Source organism: Brevibacillus ginsengisoli, from assembly GCF_050113715.1.
In the GTDB taxonomy this organism is placed as follows: domain Bacteria; phylum Bacillota; class Bacilli; order Brevibacillales; family Brevibacillaceae; genus Brevibacillus_H; species Brevibacillus_H ginsengisoli.
Genome location: NZ_JBNJQR010000010.1, coordinates 192,570 through 215,803 on the forward strand (window position 1 = coordinate 192,570; position 23,234 = coordinate 215,803).

The following is a 23,234-nucleotide window of genomic DNA, read 5'->3' on the forward strand; positions in this document are numbered from 1 at the left end:
CGTCTTTCGATTGGAGAGAGAAAGGCGTTTTTTCTTTTGGAAAATTGGACTGTTTAAATGCTTTACTCAGGTGAAGCGATTAAACAGTCCTTCCATTCGCGTAAGCCCACCCGAGAAAAGACTTCGTCCGCTCGTCGCTCATTTTAAGCGAAACCCAGCGCAGGGAACGTAGGAAGGAAAAGAGTCGGCATTCTTTACATCAGACTGAGAAGCGAAGTGATTTTCTTGTCGACTCCCTTCCGTAGAGAACGGAGCGGACAGTAGATGCTTCAAGCGAGCTTAAACAGAGCACAGAGGGACGAAGTCTTTTCTCTACTGAACCTTTTGGGAACTAACAGCCAATATAGTGTGTAAAGAACGTTTAGGAGGGCCCCCTGATGACAGATATGGAGCTATACACGTGGATTAAGCGGGTGATGAACAAGGATCAGGCCGCATTTGAAATCCTCTATGAATATACGCGCGATGATATATTCCGCACTGTCACGTTCTTGATGAACAATCAATCAGATGTACAGGACATTGTGAATGAGGTTTACATCCAGTTGTGGAGATCTTTGCCCAACTACGATCCCAGACGCCCTTTTCATCTCTGGCTGCATGGTTTGGTGATCAGGCAAGTGAGCAATTGGAGACGAAAAGTCTGGCGGATGTTTCGCTTGCTGGAGCGTAGCCGTTTGGAGGAGCGAGAGACCGAGCTTCCCGCCACCGAGCACCGAATTGTGATGAAAGAGACCAACCAAGAATTGTTGCAAGCCATCGCAAGGCTCTCGTATAAACTGCGTGTTGTGATCGTCTATCGTTACTTTCATGACTACACGCTGGAACAGATTGCCGCGTTGCTCAATATTCCCGTAGGAACGGTGAAATCACGTCATCATCTCGCTCTCAAAGAAATGCGCAAACAGTATACGACGCAAGGGATCGGAAAGGTGGAAGCCCAGGATGTCTATTGAAGACCAAATTCGCGCCGCTTTCAAAGAACAAGCGCATCAAATCAAGATTCCGCAAGAACTGGATGACGAAGTACGTGAATCGTACAGAAAATTTGAGTTTGGAGATACCCGAAAGGAGCGTTTTGTGATGAAAAAGAAATGGTTGGCTGGCATGGTTGCCGCTGTCTTATTGATTCCGACCGGTGTGTGGGCTGGGTCCTATTTAAGTAATCAGATTTATGGCTCTAAAGAAATTGTGTTCCAACATGGCGGAACACAAGCTGACTTCGATCATATGGAGAGCAAGCTACAGCTAGCCAAATCACAGCTGTCGGAAGAAGAATATGCCCAATTCTCAGCCAAACTGAAAGAGCTGACACAATACCAGCTGAAGATGACAGACGAAAAAGGAATTACTCATCCTGACCGCCTCACTGCCGCTGAACAAAAACAACAAGAGCAGATCGTCAAGGAATTGGAGCCCTATTTCGCCAAGCTTAAAGATCCAAAGGTGATAACCGATGATCAACTGGTGACTTACTCCATTGAGGAAGCGCAAAAACTTGTTGCCTTTCCTATACGCTACCCAAGCTACCTACCGAGCGGGTATAGTCTCAATCAAGCAGCGGGAGTAAACTGGAAAGATATGAAGGGCAGAGCTCATCCTCCGACAATCAATCTGTCTTACAAACATGCCGAAGATCAACTCTTCATCATCGAGGAGCAAGTGGAAGAAAACAAAGCCAGTGATATGATGGCACAGGAATATGAGCAAGTGACACCGTACCAACTGGAGGGCTATCAAGCGCATTTCGGGGAAAAAGGAACCCATGGACGCAAGGGAGTACAGCTCTTTGTACCAAAGTCTGGGAAGCAGGAAGCCTATCAGATTTACGTATCATCCGAGAAGCTGGAGAAATCAGAGCTGGAGAAAATCGTGCTGTCTATCCTGCATGGGGACAAATAACGGAGCAACGAAGCGTAAACCGCCTGTCAAAGGGCGGTTTTTTATATTTTTGAAACTTTTTCCTTACACTTCTCGTAATACCTATTATTCCACACGAGAGGGGGTGGTAAAGTGTATAAAATCCTGAGAGTCCATCTTGCTCTCCTTATGCTTCTGATGTTGTGTGTACCGTTCATACAGGCGCATTCTACCCCTGTATTTCAGATAGATCAGCAGATCGACGCTTCCTATCAAGCGACCGATCAACCGTTTATTGATAGGCAATCGAATTGGAATGCGGTTACGATGTTGGTTGGTTTCCTGTTTTGTTTGTTCATCAAGCAATTGATGTTGACTGTACCGATCCGTAATATTAAGCGCTTTGTCTATTCGTTTATTCCCCTATTAAAACAGGCTGATCATCTCCTGCCCGTCAAATGTAAGTCGTTTTACATGGCAGAGCTCCTTTTCATCTCGCGAATGTAAAGATGGAAAGGGGTAATGAATCAATGTTGAAATGGGCTAGGCTTGGATTATTTGTGATTGTGATTGCATTACTGGGAACTCTCATGCTGACAACCACTCCATCGGTGACCAGTCAAGTGAAGCTAGGGCTTGATCTGCAAGGCGGATTCGAGATTCTGTACCAGGTGGAGCCGCTCGATCAGAAACAGCAGGTTACACCCGAGCTTTTAAAAGCGATGGAACAGATGATTGACAAGCGGGTGAACATCGGCAAGGTTACCGAGCCAGAGATTACGATTGAAGGATCAAATCGAATCAGGGTCAAGCTGGCAGGGATCAAGAGCGAGGAAAAGCTGCGCGAACAGTTAGCGAGACCAGCCAATCTGACCTTTCAGGATGAATCAGGTGCAGTCGTCCTGGACGGTCGGGAGCTTGCCCCCAACGGTGCCAGTGTCCAGTATGATGAGTTGCACAGACCATACGTAGCCCTGAAGTTTATGGATAAAGAAAAAGTCCGCCGCATCACAGAGACCAATCTCCACAAGAGAATGAGTATCCATCTGGATGAACAAACTATCTCGGCGCCCGAGATTCAGAATGTGATCTCCGACGGCAATGCCTCTATTCAAGGCGGCTTCACGGTGGAAAAAGCGACAGAAATGGCTGCACTTCTGAATGCAGGAGCGCTTCCCGCCAAATTAATTGAGATTCAAGCCACGTCTGTGGGGGCGAGTTTGGGTGAATCCGCTTTAACGAAAACGCTGGAAGCGGGAGTGGTTGCGGCGGTTTTCATTCTGTTGTTTATGTTGATCGTTTATCGGCTGCCAGGAATGATCGCGAATATTACGCTCGCCGTATTCGTCTACCTGTGTCTGGTCGTATTTCACTGGATGAACGCCACTTTGACGCTTCCCGGGATCGCAGGTTTCATCTTAGCCATCGGGATGGCGGTTGACGCCAACATCATTACCTATGAACGAATCCAGGAGGAGCTCAAAAAAGGAAAGACGGTTCTCTCGGCTTTTCGCATCGGGCAGCGGGAATCGTTTATCACGATCATGGATGCTCATATTACGACGTGCATCGCCGGAGTCGTTCTGTTGCAGGTAGGAACGAGTGCGGTTCAGGGATTTGCGGTCATCCTGATCATGACCATTATTATCAGTCTGTTGACCAATGTGTTTGGCTCGCGCATTCTGCTGTGGCTGGTGATTCGCAGCAACCTGTTTAATCAACAAAAGTGGTTCGGCAGTCGAAGAGCATTGACGCGTGACTGGATGCCGTTCGATATCGTGAGGATTCGCAAGTATTTCTTTGCGTTTTCCGGGATTGTGATGATGGCTGGACTCGTGACGATTTTGACACTGGGGCTTAATGCGGGTGTCGACTTTAAGGCCGGAACCAGACTGGATGTATTTATCGGCAAAGAGTTTCAAGTAAGCGAAGTCGATCGGATCATCCACAAACAAGTGCCGGATATTGCGATGAAGCCCGTGGTGAAGTTCGGTGACCATGCTTTTTACGCGACCACTACCTTCGATCGTCCTGTTGATTCGAACCAGTTACAGGCAATTGAGCATCAACTTCAACAGGCATATGGAGAGCAGGTCAGCAAGCAAGAGACCACGGTGAATCCAATGGTGGCCAATGAAATGGTCACAAAAGCCGCTATTGCCATCCTCATCGCCACAGTTTGCATCGTGATCTATATCGCGTTTCGCTTTCAGTTTTACTTTGGGATTGCTTGCATTATTGCGCTTTTGCATGATGTGCTTATTCCTATCGCACTGTTCTCCCTGCTTCGATTGGAGATTGACCTGACGTTTATTGCGGCCATCCTGACGATCGTCGGCTATTCGATTAATGACACCATCGTGATATTTGACCGCATCCGTACGAATAATCGCCTGACGAAGCCTGTGTCCATTCAAGAACTGGAAGAGATGGTGAACACAAGTCTGTGGCAAACGATGAGAAGATCCATTTTTACGGTCGTCACAGTCTTCATCTCGGCAGCCGCCTTGTTCTGGCTGGGAGGAGAAGGCATCCGCCATTTTTCGCTGGCTTTGATTTTCGGGTTGGTGAGCGGCACGTACTCGTCCATTTTCATCGCGGCGCAGGTGTGGTTTGTGCTGAAGAAGCGGGCAACCAAAGTGCAACCACTTGCATAATCATTGAGGTTCGTGTAGGGAAGATCCGTTTCGTTCGATTAATTTCACATTGTACACAATGGCTGTATGAATCGTATGTTGATGCAGGCACCGGTATATTTTCCGGTGCCTTTTTTGTTCTATCGGGCAGTTTCTTGAGGAGCGATACCAGTTAATCCTCAAGCGATTGAGGGAGTTAAAGTGGGGATAGATCAGCTTTTGCTTGACGGAAGAAGTCGTTTAGATAATAATCTAATTAGATTATTATCTAAACTAACGATCTGCAGGAGGTCTCTCATGTATTTGCTAGAGAAAACAGCATATTCAGCACTTCTTCCTTTTCTTCAAGATCATCTGCTGACCCCTACATTTGCTTATTCAGTAGTGCATCAGGTAATCGAGGGGGAGATTTTCGTCAATCAGCGGAAGTCGCCCACCTCCATGGTGATTCGAACCCAATCGGGGATTTACGCCGTCATTGGGCTTCCAGACGAACAGATGGCCCAATGGCTTCGGGAGCATTATGAAGGGCATATTCAAGGGTTAAAGAAGCGCTTCACTCTATTCTCCCCGTCGATGGAGTGGAATCAATTACTGGAGGAGCGGTTTAAAGAGACGCATCAGCAAGTGAAGCGCCTGTCCTTTTCATTCGATCCAGAGCGCTTTCTGACCCAAACAGAGCGGCGATCTCAAAGTCAGGATAGAGGGATTCCCAAAGGCTATCGATGCTATCCAATCGACGAAGCCGAGATTTTACAAAGCCAGGAGTTTGGAATGGAGTATTACCAGACATACTGGGGAGGGATTACCGCCTTTCTGAAGCAGGGGCTGGGATTTTGTGTGGTACATGACGGTCAGGTTGTCAGCGAGTGTACCTCGATTTTTGCCAATCCGGTTCAAGCCGAAATCGACATTGTGACCCACGAACAATTCCAAGGGCTGGGGCTTGGTTCTAGCGTCGCTCGAGTCTTTATTGAGGCGTGCCTTGAGAGGGGAATCACTCCTCGCTGGGATTGCACAGACTCAAACATCGCCTCACGTCAAATGGCGGAGCGGTTGGGATTTGTGCAACCCAAGGAGCATACCATTTTTGCTATTCGATGAACGAATGCCTACTTTGTAGAGAAAAGTCGCCATTCACAGCTTATAACGCTTTGGATTGGCGAAGATGTTGTCATATCAACTTTCAACTCCATGTAAACTATAAAGACAAGGTACTTTAAATCAGACTCTTAATCGCGATGACCAGAAGAATCACTCCACTTAAGATTGTGCCGAATTGTCCTACTGAGAAGGAACCAATCCGGACTTTGCCTGCTTTGCGGCCTAAGGCGACTCCAGCCCAAACTGTGATGAAACTGCCTAATGCGGCGGTAAGAGAAATCGCATGTGGTGACAAACCTAGTAAACCGGCTCCCAGTCCGTTCGTCACGGCATTGGCCGCAAGTGCAACGCCCAGGATACATGCCTCACCCAAACCAATTTCTCCTGATTTGTCGAAGTCGACAATTTCCGGGTTTTGCAATATTCCCTGGATGTTTTTGGCCTGAGCTGCGTTGTTCTTGGGTTCCAAATCGGGCTGTTTTTTTCGCGGGGACGCCAATAAGATAATCCGGATGCCGATCACGAATAACAGCAAGGCTCCAATCAAAAGGGGAAATATCCCGGGGAGGATTCTCGAGAGCAGCTGCCCGAAGAAAATCCCCGTTTCACTTAAGAAAAAACAAATAACCGCCATCACCAAATTAGAGAGTAAGCCGATTCGAATCCCTCGAATGCCATAGGATATACCTACGCCCAAATTATCAATACTTGATGAAATCGCAAAGCCTATAATAATAAGCCAAGTCATGTTCGAACTCACTCCTCAGCACTTTTTATGTCATTGTATTTACAATGTTGAAAAAAAGTGCTTTTCCCCATTCAAACTGTTGAGAAAATTTCAACACTCAGATCATCATTATGTTACAAGGAGTGAACTGGTTATGAGCGTAAACGAGAAGGACTCCAATCTTGGTTTACTCGTCAAATCTTTATTGAAGGAACGGTCGTTATCGATGCGGAAAATGAGTGAGTTGACTAGAATCGATACAGCGACGATTTCTCGTATTGTGAACGGAAAGCAACAAGCCAAGCCCGATCACATTCAGCGTATCGCGTACTGCCTGGGTGTTCCAACTGAAACACTGTTTAAAGCTGCGGGTTATGACATCACGGGGAAAAGGGAGAAGGAGCAAGCCGATATTTACGCGACCATTGACACGATTCAGGAAGTGTTGGAATCCTCCAATTTTTTTGATCGGAGGTTCACAACCGAAAGAGTGCAGCAGGAGTTAACGAAGTATGAAAAATATGCGTTGACCGTGGAAGGACAGCGACTCATTGTGGAGAACTTTCCGGGGAAAGTGGAACAAGTAAGCGGCACCGGGCCATTCATTGAACAACTGAAGGATATGTACGTTCTATTTTGTAAAGACAGCATTACGACAGAGGCGCGCGCTCTTTTGGGGAGTGCTTTATTGTACTTTATTTTATCTACTGACATTATCCCTGATTATATTTTTCCTATCGGGTATTTAGACGATGCCATTGCCGTACAGCTCGTATTGAATCGATTGGCCCAAATCGAGCCAGTTCAAACGGATGAGGGAATTGTGTAAGGCCGGATCTGGCTCGTTCTCAGGATTACTTCAGGATCGTAATGGCCTGTTTCCCCATTTGCTCCCAGCTTTCTTGAAATGGACGGGTCAATCGTTTTCGATTCTTTCCGTCTGGATCTAAAGGATCATTCATATACACATACTTGTCATCGACCCCTGTTAGTAAAACCGAGTGTTCATTTCGAGTCGTATGAATGGGACCATCAGCTGTCATCCAGTCAATATTATGCGTATCATCGTAAGAAAAAGTGGTTGTCACAATCACCCAAACAGGATTTCCGTTTCGAACGACGTTCAAGACATCGCTAAAATCCATTCCTGTAAGATTAATGACCCGATCTCCAGCGTACTTGCGCGCTAATCCCTCAATCGGCTTATTAAAGACACCAAAACTGGGTTTGGTCCCATCTAACATTTCACCCACGTATCCTTTGTGAGGATTTCCCCACCACATGTTTTTATTGCTGTCATACGTGAGCGGAGTAGGGTCTTTATCAATTTTTTTCGCTAATTCTAATTTGTTTACCTGATATCCAGAGTATTGAAGAAGCATAGCCAGAGTGGTCACTTCACACCCCGTTCGCAAATCCGGCAACTGACTAATATAAGGAGCATTGATGAGCGTCACGGCATTAGCCTTGGATTGGGGCTTTACCGTGCTCCAGAGAATACGGTTGTTCGCAGACAGTACCACACTGCTTGGATAGGACAATTTCTTGGCGAACAAAATTGCCTCCGTAGCATCATTAAAACTAGCACTCGTTTGATCCCCATGATAGATTGCGTATTTTTTAACGGGAACGGGTTGGGCCTTCTTCGGTTTATCGGAGCTCGATTTCGGAATCATTCCTTGTACGGCTTGAAGCAGAGTGTGAACAGAATAATGTTTATAGTTCAGATAGGATGGAAGGAAAAAAGAGAATTCAATCAAGATCACAAACAACATGATCAAAAGTGACATCTTCCAAATTTTTTTCTTCAACAGTGTTTTCATAGTCGGAAACCCTCGTTTGTGGAATCAAGCGCGATCATTAGAAATATCATTCATTGTAGCACAAGAAAAACGGATGAACCGCCAAAACTGGACAAATACTCAAGGTCCATAACAGTTCCTCTCCGTCATGTACAACATCCTGATAGAATACAAGTACATTTGTGTTTATTATACAAAGAGAACGGATAGTAATTGATTGTCTTGTTTATATGGTTTGAAAATTGCTTTCTTCATAATAACTTTTCTGTCAATACAGAAGGCTACCAGTAATGCCAGTAAACTAGTTAAGAGAAGATGGCTGTAGGTTTCAAGGGGAATCGGTTTGCCTTCAAGATGGATGTCATTCCCGCGAAATTCGAGTCGTTTCACCGCATGTTTTGCCGTGAGGAGGTCTTCTTGCTTGGCTAAATCTTCAAACTCAACTTCTACTATATATTTATCTGGGGAATCACTATGAATGAATAGAATCTCCTTGGTATTCTCCTTCTCGTTCCAGTTTTTTATTTCCTCCGCAGCCAATATTTTCGCTTCTCTTCCTGGTACAATCAGTCTATCTAGCTTTGGGGCATTTGATAGTGAGTATCTAGAAATCAGGTTCAAACCGTGTTTTGTCACGATGGGCTGCCCCGAGTTTGAGATGGAGAGAACCTTTGTCGTCCCCGTGTTTGAATAGATATCGAACACGGAAGTCAATGCAAATTCCTCCATACCGTTATACAACAAGGCACCTACCGGTTTCTTGTTCCAGTGATAGGCGTGATTCAATACATAGGTACCTATTTCGAAATTAAATGGGTCCATTTTCGGATTTTTAACGAAGTGGTAGGAAGGATAATTCATTTCCTTTGCTATTTTTGCCGCCACGGGTTCGCCTAGTTTTTGTGAAATCACATAGAGAGAGGCATCGATTCCTGATGAAACACCCGCCGAGGATATAACGTTTCCATCAACAACGTACCGCTGGTCGCTTATCCAGTTTGTCTCAGGATATTTCTTTTGAAACTCCCCAATGTTTAGCCAATGAGACGCTGCTGACTTTCCTCTCAATAAACCTGTAGCTGCAAGGTTTCCCGATCCCCCACAAATGCTTAATAAAGTAGTTTTGGAATGTTGATGTATCCACTTGCGGATCGGATCAAACTTCTTTTCGTCGCTGATTCTCATAAAAGGAATGGCGATAATGTCAGGACTATTCCTTAATAATTGATCCAATTCTTTTAAAGAGTAGTCCGGTAGTACTTCAAGACCGCCTGTTAATGTCTTCACCTTATGGTCCGAAGCCACTGCATATACGTTGTATGCCCCCGTCCTAGAGAACAACTCGTAAGGAATGATAAAATCGGAGCCATACGTGGTTTCATTGCCTAACAGCACAGCAACCGTAGGTTTATTCGGATTATATTCGGGTTTCTTCACTCCTTGCAAAGAAGGAATGGGCTCTTGGCGAGCAGCTACGTAAAAAGCTTCCCATGAACGAAGAAATCCGAACAACCCAATTCCTCCCACAAACAACACGAAACTGAATACGTAAACAGCAACACGCAGCATAAACTTCTTCATTTCGTTATTCTTCCTTCCTTGGTAAACACTTCAAATTATCTTACACAAGGAACACAATAGATCAGCTTTGTGAACTAGGTATGAACTGAACCATCGTTATAAAATGGCCGACGCGAGATCTGCGTCGGCCTTGTTCTTTCAGGGCATTGGAAACCGAACATTGTGAATTGGCAAGCCAATCCATATCAGCTCCCTGCAAGGGATCAAAAGAGTAGATAGCATGCTGAAAGTATAGAGCACTTTAAAAAGGAACTTATAAAGTACATTCATTATTACAATAACAATCGAATCAAGACAAAACTAAAAGGCATGAGCTCAGTACAATACCGAGCCCATGCCCAAGTAGCCTAACGAAATAACCTTGTCTAACTTTTTGGGGTCACTTCAAAATAGGGAGTTTTCTCATATAGAAGAGGTGGATGAAAGGAGATTTTCTTAAAGAGGAATCTTTAAAAGCATACAAAAGACTGAATACGACGCAAATCAGTAGCATAATACAGCCATGTGAATCCGTTCCAACGATACCCTGCTGTAGTCGTGCGGCTTACAAACACGGGATAGAACCAGAAATTGCTGCCGTTGCGAAGCCAGACGTAGACATACCGGAACCGGCAAGGCCGCAAGGAGCCGGAATCAACCCGATATTGTCGGTTTGTTGCGGTGAAGGGGGAGACTCCTACAGGGGGAGGGCTGGATGGGGGCGGAGGGAAATTGCCTGAAGGGCCACCCGGAGGAAACTGACCACCTGGAGGGAATCCACCACCTGGAGGAAATCCGCCTCCGCCTGGAGGAAACCCACCTCCGCCTGGAGGGAATGGGAATGTCATTTCTTCATCACCTCTTTTACACGTTTACTTATAGGATAGGTTTGTGATGAGCAAAATGATTGTGCGCTTGTTCCCGTCTGTTCAACTAAATTGGTTCATAGTTGACACAACCTGGAAAATTGGATATAACTAACTCGTGAGTTATATCTATAGGATAATTGGAGGTTCGGTTCATGGAACGACATATCTCCACAAAAGGTCAAGCCAGCCGCGCGAGACTGCTGGAATCTGCCAAGCATTTGTTTGCAAATAAAGGGTATCAACAGACAAAGGTAAGCGATATTGTGAAAGCAGCGGGCCTGACGCAAGCCGCTTTTTATTTGTATTTTACGAGTAAAGATGCGATTTTCGCGGAGTTGGTGGATGAGTTTCGGCAACAGACGAAGCTACTTGCGAACAATTTTCGCCAGTTAGCCAAGCTGTCACCACCCGAGATTCCAGCGCAAATTGTAAGTAATTTGAAGGGGATTTTCACCTATCTAAGCTCGAATCCCGAGCTTACCCGGATCGCTTGGTTTGAGTCACCTGAAGCAGAGACCATCAAAAATGAGATTATTCAGCTCGTTACGGGAAACCTTGCCGGCAATCAAGCGGCTGGTCACATTCGCCAGCGGATCAAGCCTGCCTTCGTAGCTGAATTCGTGATCGGGGCAGTGGATCGATTGACCAACAAGTGGCTTTTGACTGGTGAGAAGACACCAGATGAGCTGGCGGAAGAGATGGCCGATCTAGTCATGAACGGAATTTTGGTTCGTCCGAATCTGTAATAGCTCGATGGATGACAGAACGTGAAGAGGAAGAAGCGGAGGGGTTCACTTTGTTTACACCGAAAAAACGGTATGCCAATCTCGATGACGTGTCCGTCACCAAGACCTTCGCGGAAGTCAGGAAATGGCGCAAGGAACGGAAAGCTAAGCCCAAAGACCTCTCCTACACGGTTCCCAGCGAGGACGGAATTGACTATGCGTGGATACGCAATAATCGTGAGCAAACGTCGGTGATCTGGATTGGTCACGCGACTTTTTTCATTCAGGTGAACGGACTCAATATTCTCATTGATCCTGTTTGGGCATCCCGGATGGGGTTTGAGAAGCGATTGAGTCCGCCGGGTCTTCCTCTGGAGGAACTGCCCGCAATCGATGTGGTTCTGATCTCCCATGGACATTACGATCACCTGAATTTCTCCACGTTGCGCAAGCTTCCAGGATCGCCAACCTATCTTGTCCCAGCCGGATTGGCCCGATTGTTCTCGCGCAAGGGATTAACCAAGGTGCAGGAATACAACTGGTGGGAGCAAGAAGAGAGAAGTGAGGTCACGTTCACCTTTGTTCCCGCGCAGCATTGGGTTAGACGAACACTTTGGGATACCAATACCTCTCATTGGGGTGGCTGGGTCATCGAGCATCAAGGAAAAACCATTTATTATGCAGGAGACAGCGGATATTTTCGCGGGTTTCGGGAGATTGGAGAGCGATTCGCGATCGATATTGCCTTGCTTCCGATTGGCGCCTATGAACCGGAGTGGTTTATGTCTTCGCAGCATATGACACCGGAAGAAGCCATACGATTGTTTGGCGAGCTTCGGGCAAAACTATTTATTCCCATGCATTACGGAGCGTTCCGTTTGGCCGACGACACACCGAAGGAAGCGTTAGATCGCTTAACGGCAGAATGGGATCGTCAGCGATTAGCGGATGAGCAACTGCGAATTCTGCGCTTGGGCGAGGTTATGAAGCTATAAGCGAAACCCTGGTCATTTGTGAAGTGGCTGGGGTTTTTGCTATTTTTAGTAAATTGTCCCATGCAAATATGCTAGAATAATAGAGATAATAATAATGATCGAGCAGGGGTTTTTTACATGAAAAGATTTCATGTGGTTGTATGCCTGTTGGCTTTTTTGCTGCTCCAATCCTTGGGAGTCAAAGCGGCAGAGGGACCAGCCTTCTCAGCCGTCAAGGGCGTTCTTTATGTGTCACAGGCTCAATTAAACGAGAATCCAATGATCCCCTTGAACGGAGAGTGGGAATTCTATTGGAAGCAACTGCTTGACCCGCAAGAGCTGCATTCCCGAGAACACTTCTCTCAGACTCCAAGCTACTCCCAAGTCCCAGCTGAGTGGAAGAACCTTCAACAACAAGGTCAGGCGCTAACCAACCAAGGCTATGGGACGTACCGCCTCGTTATTCAGCTCGATAAATCCCATCACAATCAATCTACAGCACTTTATCTGCATAGTGTTGCCACGGCCTACAAACTATGGGTGAATGGTGAACTACTGGCTTCGAATGGAACCGTAGGACGAAGCCAGGATGAAATGGTGCCCAAAAATTACCCAAAGGTCGTTAATATCCCCCAAGAAAGCAACCAGATCGAGATTGTCCTTCAGGTTTCCAATTTTGTTCAACGCAAGGGCGGTTTGTGGCAGACCATTCACTTTGGGCTGGCGGAACCCGTTATGCTAGAGCGTGAAAAGCGTATCATCTATGAAAGTTTTATCGCGGCAAGCTTGCTGATTATGGGGCTATACAATCTAGGCTTGTCCTTTGTCAGATGGTCGAACAAGTCTCCCCTCTATTTTGGACTTCTCTCCTTCACGATTGCTATAAGAACGTTATTATTAGGCGAAACGATAGGAGTCCGGTTGTTCCCAGAGCTGGATTGGACCTACTTAGTCAAGGCCGAATACCTGACGGGGATGTTGGGAATGGCATTCATCTTGTTGTTTGTGGCGGCGCAATATCCACAAGAGGTGAACCGATTCATTCGGAAGCTGATCCTGACAGGCTGCGTGCTTGGCTCCTCCTGGATTGTCTTGACTACACCGCTTACCTTCACGTCATCTTTATTGTTTTTTCAATTTTTTATCTTAACGAGTATGGTCGTGATCATTGGGATCTATCTTCTGGCTGCCCTTCGCAAAAGAGAAGGCTCGATTCTGAATGGGATTGGACTCTTTTTCTTTTTTCTGACCTGCCTAAACGATACCCTCTACTATTTGAATTTGGGAACCTATGAAAATTTGGTGCCACTTGGACTGCTCATGTTTTTGCTCACCCAAATGTTAAATCTGGCTTACAAGTTCTCTCGCACGTTCACATCTGTAGAGAGGCTGTCGGAAGAATTACAGGAGATTAATCTGACCTTGGAAGAGAAGGTCAAGGATCGCACAATGGCCTTGGTGCAATCCAACAAGGATCTGGAGCGGATCAATGATGAACTCTCGACCATGGAGAAATCGAGAAGGTATTTGCTTACGAATATTTCTCATGAGCTGGGAACTCCATTAACCTCTATTCAAGGATTTATCAAAGCCATGATTGATGGGGTTGTGCGAAGTGATGATCCGAAATATCTCCATCTGATCTATGATAAAACCATCTATCTCAATCGGATAATTCGAGATTTGTACGAGTTGACCAAGATGGAGTCTGGACAAGTGAGCTTTTATTTTAAACCCACTTCCTTGGTCGCGTATATGGAGCAGATTTATGAGAAGCATGCCGAGGAAATGAAGAAAAAGGGATTGAGGTTTGAATTCGTGAATAAACATGTTCAGTACTCTCAAATGTCTGTTACAGCAACCATTGACCCGACGCGCATCGAACAGGTGCTGGTCAACCTTCTGACAAATGCGGCCAAATATACGCCAGAAGGAGGTCTCATCCGCCTGGGGCTAGAGGTAAAAGCGGAAACGACCACGCAGGGTTTGGCGACAATCAGCGTAACGGATACAGGAAGTGGTATTGCGGAAGAAGAACTTCCCTTTCTCTTTGACCGATTCTATAAAAGTTCTCAGTCACGCGTCAGAGGAGGCGAAGGGGTAGGTCTCGGATTGGCGATTTCCAAGGAGATTGTCCAATGCCATCAAGGTAAGATTGAAGTGATGAGTCATCCTGGTCAAGGAAGCGAGTTTTTCTTTACATTACCCGTTACATTTGTTGAAAATCAGCATAGGGAGAGGTTAAGTGATGCTAGAGCCTAACATTCTCTTGGTAGAAGATGATCCGGATATTCGTGAGCTTGTTCGTCTCTATTTGAACAAAGAAGGTTTCCACGTCCTAGAGGCGGCAACAGGAGAGGAAGCCATTCGATTGGCGAAACAGGAATGTCCGGCTCTCATGATTCTGGATATTCTGTTGCCAGGTTTAGATGGGATGACCGTTTGTAAAGAAGTGAGGAAACAATCCGATCTGCCAATTATCTTTTTAAGTTGCAAAATGGACTCGTCTGACATCATCAAAGGCTTGGACATTGGCGCAGATGATTATGTAACCAAACCATTCGATCCCAGTATTCTGGTGAGCAGAGTCAAAGCCCAAATGAGAAGGTACCAAAATCGCTCAATGCCTGTATCAGAACTGACCTCGCCAATTCCTTTGCCTCAACTGGAGACCAACCATGAACCTTTAACCAAACGGGAGAGTGAAGTGCTCTCATTAATTGCCAGGGGATATACCAATCAGGAAATCGCCGCTTATTTTCACATCTCACTGGGTACGGTCAAAGGCTACAATAACCAACTGTACAGTAAATTGCAGGTGAAGAACCGGACTCAAGCGATTATGCAGGCGAGACAACTCGGAATATTAACAGACGAGGCCGAGAATCAACAAACCTTTAGATAAAACTAACTTTAGTTAGGGTTCATTTTAATAAATATTTGCTACCATTTACAAAAGAGATTGAATTGTAAAGAGGTGTGAAAAAGCAAATGGAATTATCGGCGAAACTTGTCTATTGTATCAAGTGCCGGATGCTGTTAAAGCCACAGAAAGGGATGAAAATTTTTAAGACAGGGTTTTATAATTACGAGTTTCCTTTAGCACAATGTAGTGAATGCACATCTAAAGAAACAGACTGATCTTATGGGAGGTAACATGTTTATTCAGAAGTGTCCTAACTGCAGTCACAAGTCCTACGGAAGCTCAAACAAGGGCGAATGGATTTGCCCTTATTGTTTAACGGAAATTACACGGACTCAATCCTCTGATCAAGAGAAAGGGTCCTTGCAGAAATAAGTGGTCAATCCATTCACCCTCTTGTTCCCCGGAATAAGAGGGTTTTTTGCTATGTCACAAAACGGGATGGCTTCTCGTTTTAAGAGTAAAACCAATAAGGGAGGAATCATTATGGAACCCAAAACAATCGTCGTAGTCGGTGGAGGGTATGCGGGAATTCACGTCATACACCATATGAAAAAAATATTCAAACACGAACTGGGCAAAACAATCCGACTTCTACTCATCGACAAGAACACGTACCACCTGCGTAAAGTGCTGCTATTTAAGCCTGTAGTGGAGAAGGCGGACATACACATTCCGTTGAAATCGTATTGTGGGAGTCAAGTAGAACTGCTTCAGGGAGAGGTTCTTACGATCGATTCAACTATAAACTCCCTTCAACTAGCGAGCACTCAGGGATTTCAACAAATTCACTACGATTATCTTGTTTTGGCGGTGGGAAGTGTAGTTCGGGAGGTTGATCTGGGGAAGGGTGGAGTAGCGCTTGATGGTATACCGAGTGCGGAGTCTATTCGCAAGCAAGTAATGGATCGGTTGGCGGACTTGCAAAGAGCAAGCGAAAAAAAGCTCAGGATTGCTGTTGTCGGTGGTGGAATTACAGGAATTGAAACCGCTGCGGAAATGGCTGTCTGGTTGAATCGCGAAACAAAAAATTCTCCAATCGAGGTACAGATGTCCTTATTCAATACGAGCCAACGGTTACTCCCACATACACCTGATAAGGTCGGACGCAGGCTTGAACAGGAGTTAACGCAATTGGGTGTTAAAGTGATCCATGGGACACGAGTGGATCGCTTCCACGAAGGCATTCTTCATTTCACGGATCAGTCACGTCAGCAAGCGGATGTATGTATCTGGACAACTGGACTAGAAGCTAACCCAATCCTTCGCCAGTTTGGTTTGCCACTAGCAACGGATGGACGTTTATTAGTAGAATCGGATTATCGTGTAACAGGAACTTCCAGAATATACGCGCTTGGCGATGCGGCCCATCTATCAGACCCCACAACTGGTCAGGTTGCCACCATGACCTGCAAGGAAGCGATACCCCAGGCTGAGAGAGTATGCAAGAATATCCGAGCTTCCTTGGAGGGAGGACGCCCTGTCTTGCATGAGCAATATCCACCTCTCTACTGTATAGGACTGGGGCCGGACAAAGGATTGGTCTGGTCGCAAAAATGGGGAATTGATTTTATTGTGACCGGCAGGCTTGGTGAAAAAATCCGTCGATATACGTGGGATCAGGCCAGCTTGGTTCAGAACTAGACAAGAGGGGCATCAACCGAAAAGAAGGGATGGCCATGGAAAAGAAACGATGGAAAGAGTTTTATTTGGAGTACCGAGCGTTGCTTTTTTCGCTCGCCTATCGGATGTTGGGGAGTGTGGCTGATGCCGAGGATCTGGTTCAAGACGTCTTCCTTCAGTTGAATGAGCGGGAACTTGTCCATGAGCAAAATATCAAATCCTTGCTGTGCACCATGGTGACGCATCGTTCGATCGATTTGCTCCGATCGGCTCGAAAAAAGCGTGAATACTACGTCGGCCCATGGCTGCCAGAGCCACTCGTGACAACTGATGCCGACCCTCTGCAAGAGGTGATTCAGGAGGAATATATCTCTTTGGCCATGTTAGTCGTCATGGAGCGGCTAAATCCTGTCGAAAGAGCCGTTTTTATCCTGCGAGAGGTACTGGATTTTGACTACGGGGCCATTGCTCATATGATCGGAAAAGAAGAATCAAATTGCCGCAAGATTTTTAGCCGGGCCAAGAAGAAAATTAACCTGTCCCCTGAAGACATCCACAAGCAAAAAGAGAGTCAGGAAGCCCTTGTCCGTACCTTTATCGCCGCGTTGGGTAGCGGCAATGTCTCGGCGCTCATGGACGTTCTGGCAGCAGATGTCACCTATCTGGCGGACGGAGGTGGAATCGTAACGGCCGCAGCTCATCCGATACACGCAAGAGAGCCTGTTTCCGCTTTATTGCTGGCGCTTGTCAAGAAATTCATCGAGACAACGTCGGATTCTTTTATCGTTACCAATGTGAACGGTGAGGCTGGAATTATGATCGTTCTAGACGGCAAGGTTCAAGGGGTTATCGGAATTGACGAACATAGAGGAAAGATCCAAACGATTTATATGATTCTCAATCCTGAGAAGTTGGGTCATGTGGTTGAATCGGAGCGTTTATCATCTTGATGGGCGCTCATCTATAATCAAAAATTCAAGTGCTTTTCAGTTGAAAAGTACTTGAATTTTTTCCGTTTTTTCTAGCCCGCAGAAGAAAAGAGCTTCGTCCGCTTGTAGTTCATTTTAAGCGAAACAAAGCGCAGAGAACGTAGGAAGGAAAAGAGTCGGCATTCTTTACATCAGAGTGGGAAGCGAAGTGATTTTCTTGTCGACTCCCTTCCGCAGTGAACGGAGCGGACAGCAACTGCTACATGAGAGCTTAAACAGAACGTAAAGGGACGAAGCTCTTTTCTTACCCCAGTATTTACTAACTCAAATAGGACCATTGCCCCTGTTATTGCCGTCTAAAGTCATTTAAGAGATTTTCCATAAAAATAGGACAATCACCTCAAAATCCCAATTGGAAAATCTTTGCCACTTATCATCCGTTATAACCTCCGTTACCATGGGAAAGTAGCCATTTGCTAGGTGAAACCCAGAAGATCAGGAGGGAAAAAGAAATGACGAAGAGAAACTGGTTAACAAAGTCATCACTTGCCATCTTATTGAGTACATCCTTACTGCTGATTGGTGTTAATGGACAAGCTTTGGCTAGCACAAGCAATACGGTAAGTACTCAATCGACAAGTGTAGGCGCCAAAATTATCAAGGCGGGAGAGAAATATCTCGGAACCCCGTACAAGTATGCATCCAGCCGTTATGACAAATCCACAATGGATTGTTCTGAATTTACGATGTGGGCATACAAGGAAGGGTCAGGCATTAACCTTGGAAGAGGCGGAGCCAGATCCCAGTTCAAACAGGGAACCAAGATTAAACGCAGCGACCTGCGCGTAGGGGACCTTGTGTTCTTCTCAACTCCGGCGACAATGAAATACCCGAAAGACTCAATCAATCGCATTGGGCATGTTGGGATTTATGCTGGAAACAATAAGGTTCTGCATACATATGGCGCTGGTGGAGTCCGCTACAGCAACATGGCTAGTGGTTGGTGGAATGACCATTACGTAACAGCTGTACGCATCACCAAATAAGTTAGCATCAGAATATTAAGGTTATTCAATTTTTAAGACCGTTGCCTTTGATAAGGCAGCGGTCTTTTCTTTTGTTACAAACATTTTTCAGGGAGAAAAGGTTGATTAATAGAGTCGATTCTTATACCCGTCCTGCCACGATTCCTTCACCTGTTTAGCATCTAATCCCTCTATTTTTGCGTGGTCGACCATCATTTGAGGCATGCAGGGCAGCTCATCCTTTGGCAGCCACGTTTCCGGATTCCACAGACTGGAGCGAATCATAGCTTTTCCACAGTGCAGAAAGACTTGCTCTACTTCAACTCCGATGGCGATTTGCGGAGTTTTGCCGTTTACGGCCATTTGCGCCAGAATGTCTTGATCACGGATTAGGCAAGCTTTTCCGTTGATTCGCAAAGTCTCTTGCAAACCGGGAATCACGAAAAGAAGACCTACATTCGGATTGGACAAGATGTTGAGCATGGTATCAACTCGTTTGTTTCCTGGTCGATCAGGGATAACCAGGTGCTTGTCATCAAGAATCTTCACGAAACCCGATTGATCCCCTCGTGGCGAGGCGTCACAAAGACCGTTTTCGTCTGCTGTACTCAGGATCACCAGGGGAGTTTTGGCAATATAATTTCGGCAATGTTCATCTAAATAATGGATGACTTTTCTTTGGGCTCTCTGTGATGATTCTCCCATCATTGCGCGAAGCTCTTCTGAGGTAGACACGATATCGTTAAATGGATACATACAAATCGACACCTTTACTAGTGGATAGAACAATCATAACAAATTTTTCCGGAATTATGTGAAAGGATCGGATCGTCAGTCTTTTCTAACGTGAACCTTTTGGGAAGGAAAATTGTTACATATACAGAAGACGGGAAGAGAGGAGGCGAAAGCTTGAACGCCAGGGAATTTTTTGAAACCTATCAGATGGATGTATTTCGTACGTGTTACTATATGCTGCATGATTATCAGGATGCGGAGGATCTGTGTCAGGATGTATTTGTTAAAGCGCTGCAACAAGACTTTGATCGAATTGAAAAACCGAAGCCTTGGATTTTAAGCATTACCATGAACATGTGCCGGAATTACCTGAAACGGAAGAAACGGGTGCTGATCATGGAACGGCTGAAGCAATTAATCGACCCTCGGCACATTGAGGGACAGTACGAAGAGAAGGAATTGAAGGGTGAGATCCAACAGCTCTTGACTGAATTGCCTGAGCCGATCCGCTCTGTCATCCTGCTCAAGTATCTGCATCAGTTAAAGAATGAAGAAGTGGCGACCATACTGAAAATCCCGCTTGGAACCGTCAAATCCCGTTGCAATAAAGGGCTTCAGCAATTACGTCGAAAGACAGAGTCAACATTACACGAGATTGTAAAGGAGGGCCTGCTGTGAAGCGAGAGGAAGAAACTAGGGTAACGGCTTGGTTTGAAGAAGAAGGAATCGAGAAACCAGACTTCAATCGGATGTGGGAGCAAATCGACCAGCGCCTTTCCGAACAACGTCCGAGTGTACCTCTGGCTAAGAGGAAAAGCTGGAGAAAGCTGCAATGGATCGTCTCCTCCACAGCGGTTGCTTGCATGCTGAGTGTTGCGGTGGGAGCGTATGTGTCGCCTGCATTTGCTGCTTACCTGAAATCTTTTTTTGAGCGAAACGATGTGGATATGGGGCTGCAGGCGGGTGCGAAGCAAGGCTTTGCCGAGGAGAGTCAGCTGCATACGACAGATCAAGGGATTACGTTGAAAGTGTTGGAAGTATTGGCTGACCCGAGTCGAGTGGTGATGACGGTTGGACTGGAGCAAGGTGGGAAGCAGTTGGATGCCTCCAAGCTGTTGACGAATAAAATCTTGTATAGCGGATACAGTCAATCGGGATTCTATCTCAAAAATAATCAGGGCTGGTTTGGCAGTGGCGGAATTCATCAGGTATACCGCCATTCGCCTTATATTGATTTAGAATTTCTAGTGAATGAACGAGTAGATTTAAAGCAATTAGCCCTCAATATGAACCTCAAACAAATTGGCGAAGTAAAAGGGAACTGGAAACTGGAAGTACCAATTGATATGCAGAAGAGTTTAGCGGCAACCCAAACCATTCAAGTGAATCAGGACATCCAAACTCCACAAGGTTTAATCATTACATGGAAGGATATCATTCAGACTCCCACAACGACGAGAATCAATCTGGATACACATTGGACGTCCGAAGCTTTGAAAAAGATCAAAAATAGATCACTGCCTTACGAGATGGTGGATGAAATCATGTTTCATCTAGAAGACGAACAAGGCAAGATCGTAGCGACATCTGATTTTGCCAATGCCTCCCAAGGACCGATTTTACAGAATCATGATTCAGAGAGCAGCAGAAACATGGAACGATCTTTTCAATACAGCTTTGTTCCACTCGACAAGAACCACCAGTATACGCTTGTGCTGGATGGAGTCAATATGCTGGAGAGGGCAGATGTCTCTTATCCACTTGATTTAACCAAGCTGGCCAGTCAATCTCAAAGCTTCGACTATAAAGGATGCAAGCTTACATTCAGCAAGTTTCGCACAGAGCGGTCCAAAGATGGAGAGGAGACTGGAAGAATCGAGATCGATGGCTCGGTAACAGGTAGTATCCCCTTTGCCTGGACGACGATTGATCAGTCGGGAAAAAGCTACTCCATAGACGAAAAAGAGTACTCCAATGAAATTTGGAATAATCGAACTCTCACGAACAAAGAAGGCTTCCACAGTTATCTCAAGATTTCAGGACTTACGAAATCGATCAAACAAGTGAATCTCTCTTTTGACCATATCAATATCAAATACAGAAATTTTAATGATAGAATCCCCTTCCCCAAACCATAAACAGGCATAGTTAGGCACACTTTTTTCCCCGTGACAATAGACTATAGGGCATTGAATTATTTGGAAAAGGGGAAGAAATATGCAGTTTTATTACGGAGACATGATGCCACTGCGCATATTGGATGAAGGGGAGTTCTGGAAGCACCAAGAGAGCGAGCATACGGATGTGATTCAAGCGTTGGTTCCCAATCTGGAGCCACAATTCGTGGACGCGCTGAAAAAATGGGGGCAGGCTTTTGCCCAAACACAAGCGCTATTTGTTCGCTATATCGAAACGGTAGTACGTTCGGGGAATCAGGTAAGCCCAGAGGTTGTCGGACAGATTCTCCAATTGGTTAAGTTCTCTATGGCGCAAAGCGAACAGTTTATCGCCTTTTTAAATCAGCTGGCCGAACAGAGTGTTCCGTTAAAAAGCAATCCAACGGCCATAACCGTCCTGAACCACATTCGACGCGAATCCGAATACTTCATTGGCATTACACAGGCGCTGCTATCACAGCCCCAGGCAGCTTTCCATATGGGAGCGGAATAAATAGGGTTACATCTACTCGGGGTGATCACCAGCAATGGAAGAATGAGGCTGTTTACAAGGAGCGTCGAACGATAGGAAAAAGAGGACTTTGCTTTCGGCAACGTCTTCTTTTTCCTATCATTTATTAAGTTCTGCCAGAATATTCGCTACACGCTCTTTTTTAAAGACAAACTCGAAGGATTGATTATCTTTTAGTGTAACTTGAATGGCTCCGTTCAACACACCACTTACTTCCTCGCATCCTGTTATATCGGAACGTTGAATCCCGATGGCGAGTTGTATGTCATTATTTCCTTCTTTGTCTATCAAAAAAGCTCAACTACTTTCCAAAGGGAGAGTAGTTGAGCTTTCCAATTGAACCCGCTAATTACTTCAGAACATCATGATCGACGTAGCGCTCACCATTCAGCTGACTGATGATATTAATCGCTACCTTAGCCCCGTCGCCAGCAGTGATGACAGCATGCAAGCTGCATCCCGCAACAGCACCCGCAGCCCAAATGCCTTCCAGGCTGGTTCGACCGTCACGATCCACATCAATGATGGTTTTGACTCGCGGTTCAGTTCCCGGCTTGGTGTGGAGGCCCGCTTTTTCAGCTAAATCAACCATGAGACCAGTCGCAAAAATCACATGCTGCGCTTCAAACTGCTCATTCTCCAGCTCTAGGCGATAGCCAGAGTCCGCTTTGGCGATATTTTCAACTTTTCCTTGAATGTACTCCGCACCGAAATGGGTCGCTTGCTTGATACCTGTTTCCACCAACTCAGGGCCAGTGATTTCTTCAATCCCATAGTAGTTCTTGTACAAGCCTCGTTTGGTAATGCTCTGATCACTGTCGATCAATAAGGTTTTCTTGCCGGCTTTTGCTGCGAGTAGGGCTGCGCTTGCACCAGTTGGGCCTGCTCCGATAATTGCAATGTCGAACATATGTAGCACTCCTTTTCAATGGGTTTTGAAAACTTTTCTAATAATTATTTTTAGTTACTAATCTAATTATAGCAAAATAGACTTAGACAGTGATCGCTAAAATTTTTCGGTCAAGTGAAGGTTTTTTCAAAAGTTTACAGAAGC

At 45.6% G+C, this 23,234-nt stretch carries 23 protein-coding genes and 1 pseudogene; 17 read left to right on the top strand and 7 right to left on the bottom strand.

The features are described 5' to 3' along the window. The first annotated feature begins 377 nt into the window (after positions 1-377). The 5 genes from ACQCN2_RS19720 (at position 378) to ACQCN2_RS19740 (ending at position 5,600) form a co-directional block, all read left to right on the top strand. The gene (locus tag ACQCN2_RS19720) at positions 378-956 is read left to right on the top strand and encodes a sigma-70 family RNA polymerase sigma factor (RefSeq protein ID WP_426930657.1); all 579 of its coding nucleotides are present in this window, start codon (positions 378-380) and stop codon (positions 954-956) included. After that, positions 946-1,902, top strand: a complete 957-nt coding sequence (locus ACQCN2_RS19725) for a DUF3600 domain-containing protein (RefSeq protein ID WP_426930658.1) — start codon at positions 946-948, stop codon at positions 1,900-1,902. The genes ACQCN2_RS19720 and ACQCN2_RS19725 overlap by 11 nt, the downstream gene beginning before the upstream one ends. Before the next feature lie 111 nt (positions 1,903-2,013). Then, entirely contained in the window at positions 2,014-2,367 is a 354-nt protein-coding gene (locus ACQCN2_RS19730) for a hypothetical protein (protein ID WP_426930659.1), read from the top strand. A gap of 23 nt (positions 2,368-2,390) precedes the next feature. Further along, a complete protein-coding gene (secD, locus tag ACQCN2_RS19735) occupies positions 2,391-4,517 on the top strand; it encodes a protein translocase subunit SecD (protein ID WP_426930660.1) in 2,127 nt (708 codons plus the stop codon). A 276-nt stretch (positions 4,518-4,793) separates the two neighbouring features. Further along, a complete protein-coding gene (locus tag ACQCN2_RS19740) occupies positions 4,794-5,600 on the top strand; it encodes a GNAT family N-acetyltransferase (protein WP_426930661.1) in 807 nt (268 codons plus the stop codon). A 115-nt stretch (positions 5,601-5,715) separates the two neighbouring features. Here the strand turns inward: ACQCN2_RS19740 and ytaF are convergent, their stop codons facing one another. Further along, complete coding sequence (gene ytaF / locus ACQCN2_RS19745) at positions 5,716-6,348, bottom strand: sporulation membrane protein YtaF (RefSeq protein WP_426930662.1); 633 nt, start codon at positions 6,346-6,348, stop codon at positions 5,716-5,718. Positions 6,349-6,481: 133 nt separating this feature from the next. Between ytaF and ACQCN2_RS19750 the strand changes: the two genes are divergently transcribed. Then, positions 6,482-7,156 carry a DUF1232 domain-containing protein gene (locus ACQCN2_RS19750; protein ID WP_426930663.1) on the top strand — a complete coding sequence of 225 codons (675 nt, stop codon included), beginning with the start codon at positions 6,482-6,484 and terminating at the stop codon, positions 7,154-7,156. A gap of 25 nt (positions 7,157-7,181) precedes the next feature. Here ACQCN2_RS19750 and ACQCN2_RS19755 read toward each other — a convergent pair whose 3' ends face one another. Together ACQCN2_RS19755 and ACQCN2_RS19760 are read right to left on the bottom strand one after the other, a co-directional pair. Further along, the gene (locus tag ACQCN2_RS19755; RefSeq protein ID WP_426930664.1) at positions 7,182-8,150 is read right to left on the bottom strand and encodes a C39 family peptidase; all 969 of its coding nucleotides are present in this window, start codon (positions 8,148-8,150) and stop codon (positions 7,182-7,184) included. A gap of 168 nt (positions 8,151-8,318) precedes the next feature. Next, complete coding sequence (locus ACQCN2_RS19760; RefSeq protein WP_426930665.1) at positions 8,319-9,710, bottom strand: DJ-1/PfpI family protein; 1,392 nt, start codon at positions 9,708-9,710, stop codon at positions 8,319-8,321. 225 nt (positions 9,711-9,935) lie between these two features. Here ACQCN2_RS19760 and ACQCN2_RS19765 point away from each other — a divergent pair. Then, a pseudogene (locus ACQCN2_RS19765) lies at positions 9,936-10,061 on the top strand (IS3 family transposase); the annotation flags it as partial. A 98-nt stretch (positions 10,062-10,159) separates the two neighbouring features. Here ACQCN2_RS19765 and ACQCN2_RS19770 read toward each other — a convergent pair. Continuing rightward, positions 10,160-10,537: a transporter gene (locus ACQCN2_RS19770; protein WP_426930666.1), complete on the bottom strand. Its 378-nt coding sequence runs from the start codon at positions 10,535-10,537 to the stop codon at positions 10,160-10,162. A 173-nt stretch (positions 10,538-10,710) separates the two neighbouring features. Between ACQCN2_RS19770 and ACQCN2_RS19775 the strand changes: the two genes are divergently transcribed. The 7 genes from ACQCN2_RS19775 to ACQCN2_RS19805 all read left to right on the top strand — a co-directional run bounded on the left by ACQCN2_RS19775 (position 10,711) and on the right by ACQCN2_RS19805 (position 18,778). Then, the gene (locus tag ACQCN2_RS19775) at positions 10,711-11,304 is read left to right on the top strand and encodes a TetR/AcrR family transcriptional regulator (RefSeq protein WP_426930667.1); all 594 of its coding nucleotides are present in this window, start codon (positions 10,711-10,713) and stop codon (positions 11,302-11,304) included. 50 nt (positions 11,305-11,354) lie between these two features. Beyond that, a complete protein-coding gene (locus ACQCN2_RS19780) occupies positions 11,355-12,278 on the top strand; it encodes an MBL fold metallo-hydrolase (RefSeq protein ID WP_426930668.1) in 924 nt (307 codons plus the stop codon). 117 nt (positions 12,279-12,395) lie between these two features. Beyond that, positions 12,396-14,519, top strand: a complete 2,124-nt coding sequence (locus tag ACQCN2_RS19785; RefSeq protein WP_426930669.1) for an ATP-binding protein — start codon at positions 12,396-12,398, stop codon at positions 14,517-14,519. After that, positions 14,506-15,162 carry a response regulator gene (locus ACQCN2_RS19790; protein ID WP_426930670.1) on the top strand — a complete coding sequence of 219 codons (657 nt, stop codon included), beginning with the start codon at positions 14,506-14,508 and terminating at the stop codon, positions 15,160-15,162. Before ACQCN2_RS19785 ends, ACQCN2_RS19790 begins: the two co-directional genes overlap by 14 nt. A 504-nt stretch (positions 15,163-15,666) precedes the next feature. After that, on the top strand, positions 15,667-16,824 hold the full coding sequence (locus tag ACQCN2_RS19795; protein ID WP_426930671.1) for an NAD(P)/FAD-dependent oxidoreductase: 1,158 nt from the start codon (positions 15,667-15,669) through the stop codon (positions 16,822-16,824). Positions 16,825-16,859: 35 nt separating this feature from the next. After that, positions 16,860-17,753, top strand: a complete 894-nt coding sequence (locus ACQCN2_RS19800; RefSeq protein WP_426930672.1) for an RNA polymerase sigma-70 factor — start codon at positions 16,860-16,862, stop codon at positions 17,751-17,753. Between the two features lie 491 nt (positions 17,754-18,244). Beyond that, positions 18,245-18,778, top strand: coding sequence for a C40 family peptidase (locus ACQCN2_RS19805; RefSeq protein WP_426930673.1), 534 nt, complete (start codon positions 18,245-18,247; stop codon positions 18,776-18,778). Positions 18,779-18,883: 105 nt separating this feature from the next. On the opposite strand, the gene ACQCN2_RS19810 is transcribed toward ACQCN2_RS19805, so the two are convergent. After that, positions 18,884-19,513 (bottom strand): pyridoxamine 5'-phosphate oxidase family protein, encoded by a 630-nt coding sequence (locus ACQCN2_RS19810; protein ID WP_426930674.1) that lies wholly within the window; start codon positions 19,511-19,513, stop codon positions 18,884-18,886. A gap of 153 nt (positions 19,514-19,666) precedes the next feature. On the opposite strand from ACQCN2_RS19810, the gene ACQCN2_RS19815 reads away from it, so the two are divergent. The 3 genes from ACQCN2_RS19815 (at position 19,667) to ACQCN2_RS19825 (ending at position 22,162) form a co-directional block, all read left to right on the top strand. After that, positions 19,667-20,170 (top strand): RNA polymerase sigma factor, encoded by a 504-nt coding sequence (locus ACQCN2_RS19815; RefSeq protein ID WP_426930675.1) that lies wholly within the window; start codon positions 19,667-19,669, stop codon positions 20,168-20,170. Beyond that, positions 20,167-21,630 carry a DUF4179 domain-containing protein gene (locus ACQCN2_RS19820; protein ID WP_426930676.1) on the top strand — a complete coding sequence of 488 codons (1,464 nt, stop codon included), beginning with the start codon at positions 20,167-20,169 and terminating at the stop codon, positions 21,628-21,630. Before ACQCN2_RS19815 ends, ACQCN2_RS19820 begins: the two co-directional genes overlap by 4 nt. A gap of 79 nt (positions 21,631-21,709) precedes the next feature. Continuing rightward, complete coding sequence (locus tag ACQCN2_RS19825) at positions 21,710-22,162, top strand: DUF2935 domain-containing protein (RefSeq protein ID WP_426930677.1); 453 nt, start codon at positions 21,710-21,712, stop codon at positions 22,160-22,162. A gap of 117 nt (positions 22,163-22,279) precedes the next feature. Here the strand turns inward: ACQCN2_RS19825 and ACQCN2_RS19830 are convergent, their stop codons facing one another. After that, complete coding sequence (locus ACQCN2_RS19830) at positions 22,280-22,471, bottom strand: hypothetical protein (RefSeq protein WP_426930678.1); 192 nt, start codon at positions 22,469-22,471, stop codon at positions 22,280-22,282. 58 nt (positions 22,472-22,529) lie between these two features. Beyond that, positions 22,530-23,090 carry an FAD-dependent oxidoreductase gene (locus ACQCN2_RS19835; RefSeq protein ID WP_426930679.1) on the bottom strand — a complete coding sequence of 187 codons (561 nt, stop codon included), beginning with the start codon at positions 23,088-23,090 and terminating at the stop codon, positions 22,530-22,532. Positions 23,091-23,234: the final 144 nt, after the last annotated feature.

What these genes read in the sequence shown, in the direction of transcription:
- ACQCN2_RS19720 (WP_426930657.1), top strand. Translation starts at nt 378, where the DNA reads ATGACAGATATGGAGCTATACACGTGGATTAAGCGGGTGATGAACAAG.
- ACQCN2_RS19725 (WP_426930658.1), top strand. Translation starts at nt 946, where the DNA reads ATGTCTATTGAAGACCAAATTCGCGCCGCTTTCAAAGAACAAGCGCAT.
- secD (WP_426930660.1), top strand. Translation starts at nt 2,391, where the DNA reads ATGTTGAAATGGGCTAGGCTTGGATTATTTGTGATTGTGATTGCATTA.
- ACQCN2_RS19740 (WP_426930661.1), top strand. Translation starts at nt 4,794, where the DNA reads ATGTATTTGCTAGAGAAAACAGCATATTCAGCACTTCTTCCTTTTCTT.
- ytaF (WP_426930662.1), bottom strand. Translation starts at nt 6,348, where the DNA reads ATGACTTGGCTTATTATTATAGGCTTTGCGATTTCATCAAGTATTGAT.
- ACQCN2_RS19750 (WP_426930663.1), top strand. Translation starts at nt 6,482, where the DNA reads ATGAGCGTAAACGAGAAGGACTCCAATCTTGGTTTACTCGTCAAATCT.
- ACQCN2_RS19755 (WP_426930664.1), bottom strand. Translation starts at nt 8,150, where the DNA reads ATGAAAACACTGTTGAAGAAAAAAATTTGGAAGATGTCACTTTTGATC.
- ACQCN2_RS19760 (WP_426930665.1), bottom strand. Translation starts at nt 9,710, where the DNA reads ATGAAGAAGTTTATGCTGCGTGTTGCTGTTTACGTATTCAGTTTCGTG.
- ACQCN2_RS19770 (WP_426930666.1), bottom strand. Translation starts at nt 10,537, where the DNA reads ATGACATTCCCATTCCCTCCAGGCGGAGGTGGGTTTCCTCCAGGCGGA.
- ACQCN2_RS19775 (WP_426930667.1), top strand. Translation starts at nt 10,711, where the DNA reads ATGGAACGACATATCTCCACAAAAGGTCAAGCCAGCCGCGCGAGACTG.
- ACQCN2_RS19785 (WP_426930669.1), top strand. Translation starts at nt 12,396, where the DNA reads ATGAAAAGATTTCATGTGGTTGTATGCCTGTTGGCTTTTTTGCTGCTC.
- ACQCN2_RS19790 (WP_426930670.1), top strand. Translation starts at nt 14,506, where the DNA reads ATGCTAGAGCCTAACATTCTCTTGGTAGAAGATGATCCGGATATTCGT.
- ACQCN2_RS19795 (WP_426930671.1), top strand. Translation starts at nt 15,667, where the DNA reads ATGGAACCCAAAACAATCGTCGTAGTCGGTGGAGGGTATGCGGGAATT.
- ACQCN2_RS19800 (WP_426930672.1), top strand. Translation starts at nt 16,860, where the DNA reads ATGGAAAAGAAACGATGGAAAGAGTTTTATTTGGAGTACCGAGCGTTG.
- ACQCN2_RS19805 (WP_426930673.1), top strand. Translation starts at nt 18,245, where the DNA reads ATGACGAAGAGAAACTGGTTAACAAAGTCATCACTTGCCATCTTATTG.
- ACQCN2_RS19810 (WP_426930674.1), bottom strand. Translation starts at nt 19,513, where the DNA reads ATGTATCCATTTAACGATATCGTGTCTACCTCAGAAGAGCTTCGCGCA.
- ACQCN2_RS19825 (WP_426930677.1), top strand. Translation starts at nt 21,710, where the DNA reads ATGCAGTTTTATTACGGAGACATGATGCCACTGCGCATATTGGATGAA.
- ACQCN2_RS19835 (WP_426930679.1), bottom strand. Translation starts at nt 23,090, where the DNA reads ATGTTCGACATTGCAATTATCGGAGCAGGCCCAACTGGTGCAAGCGCA.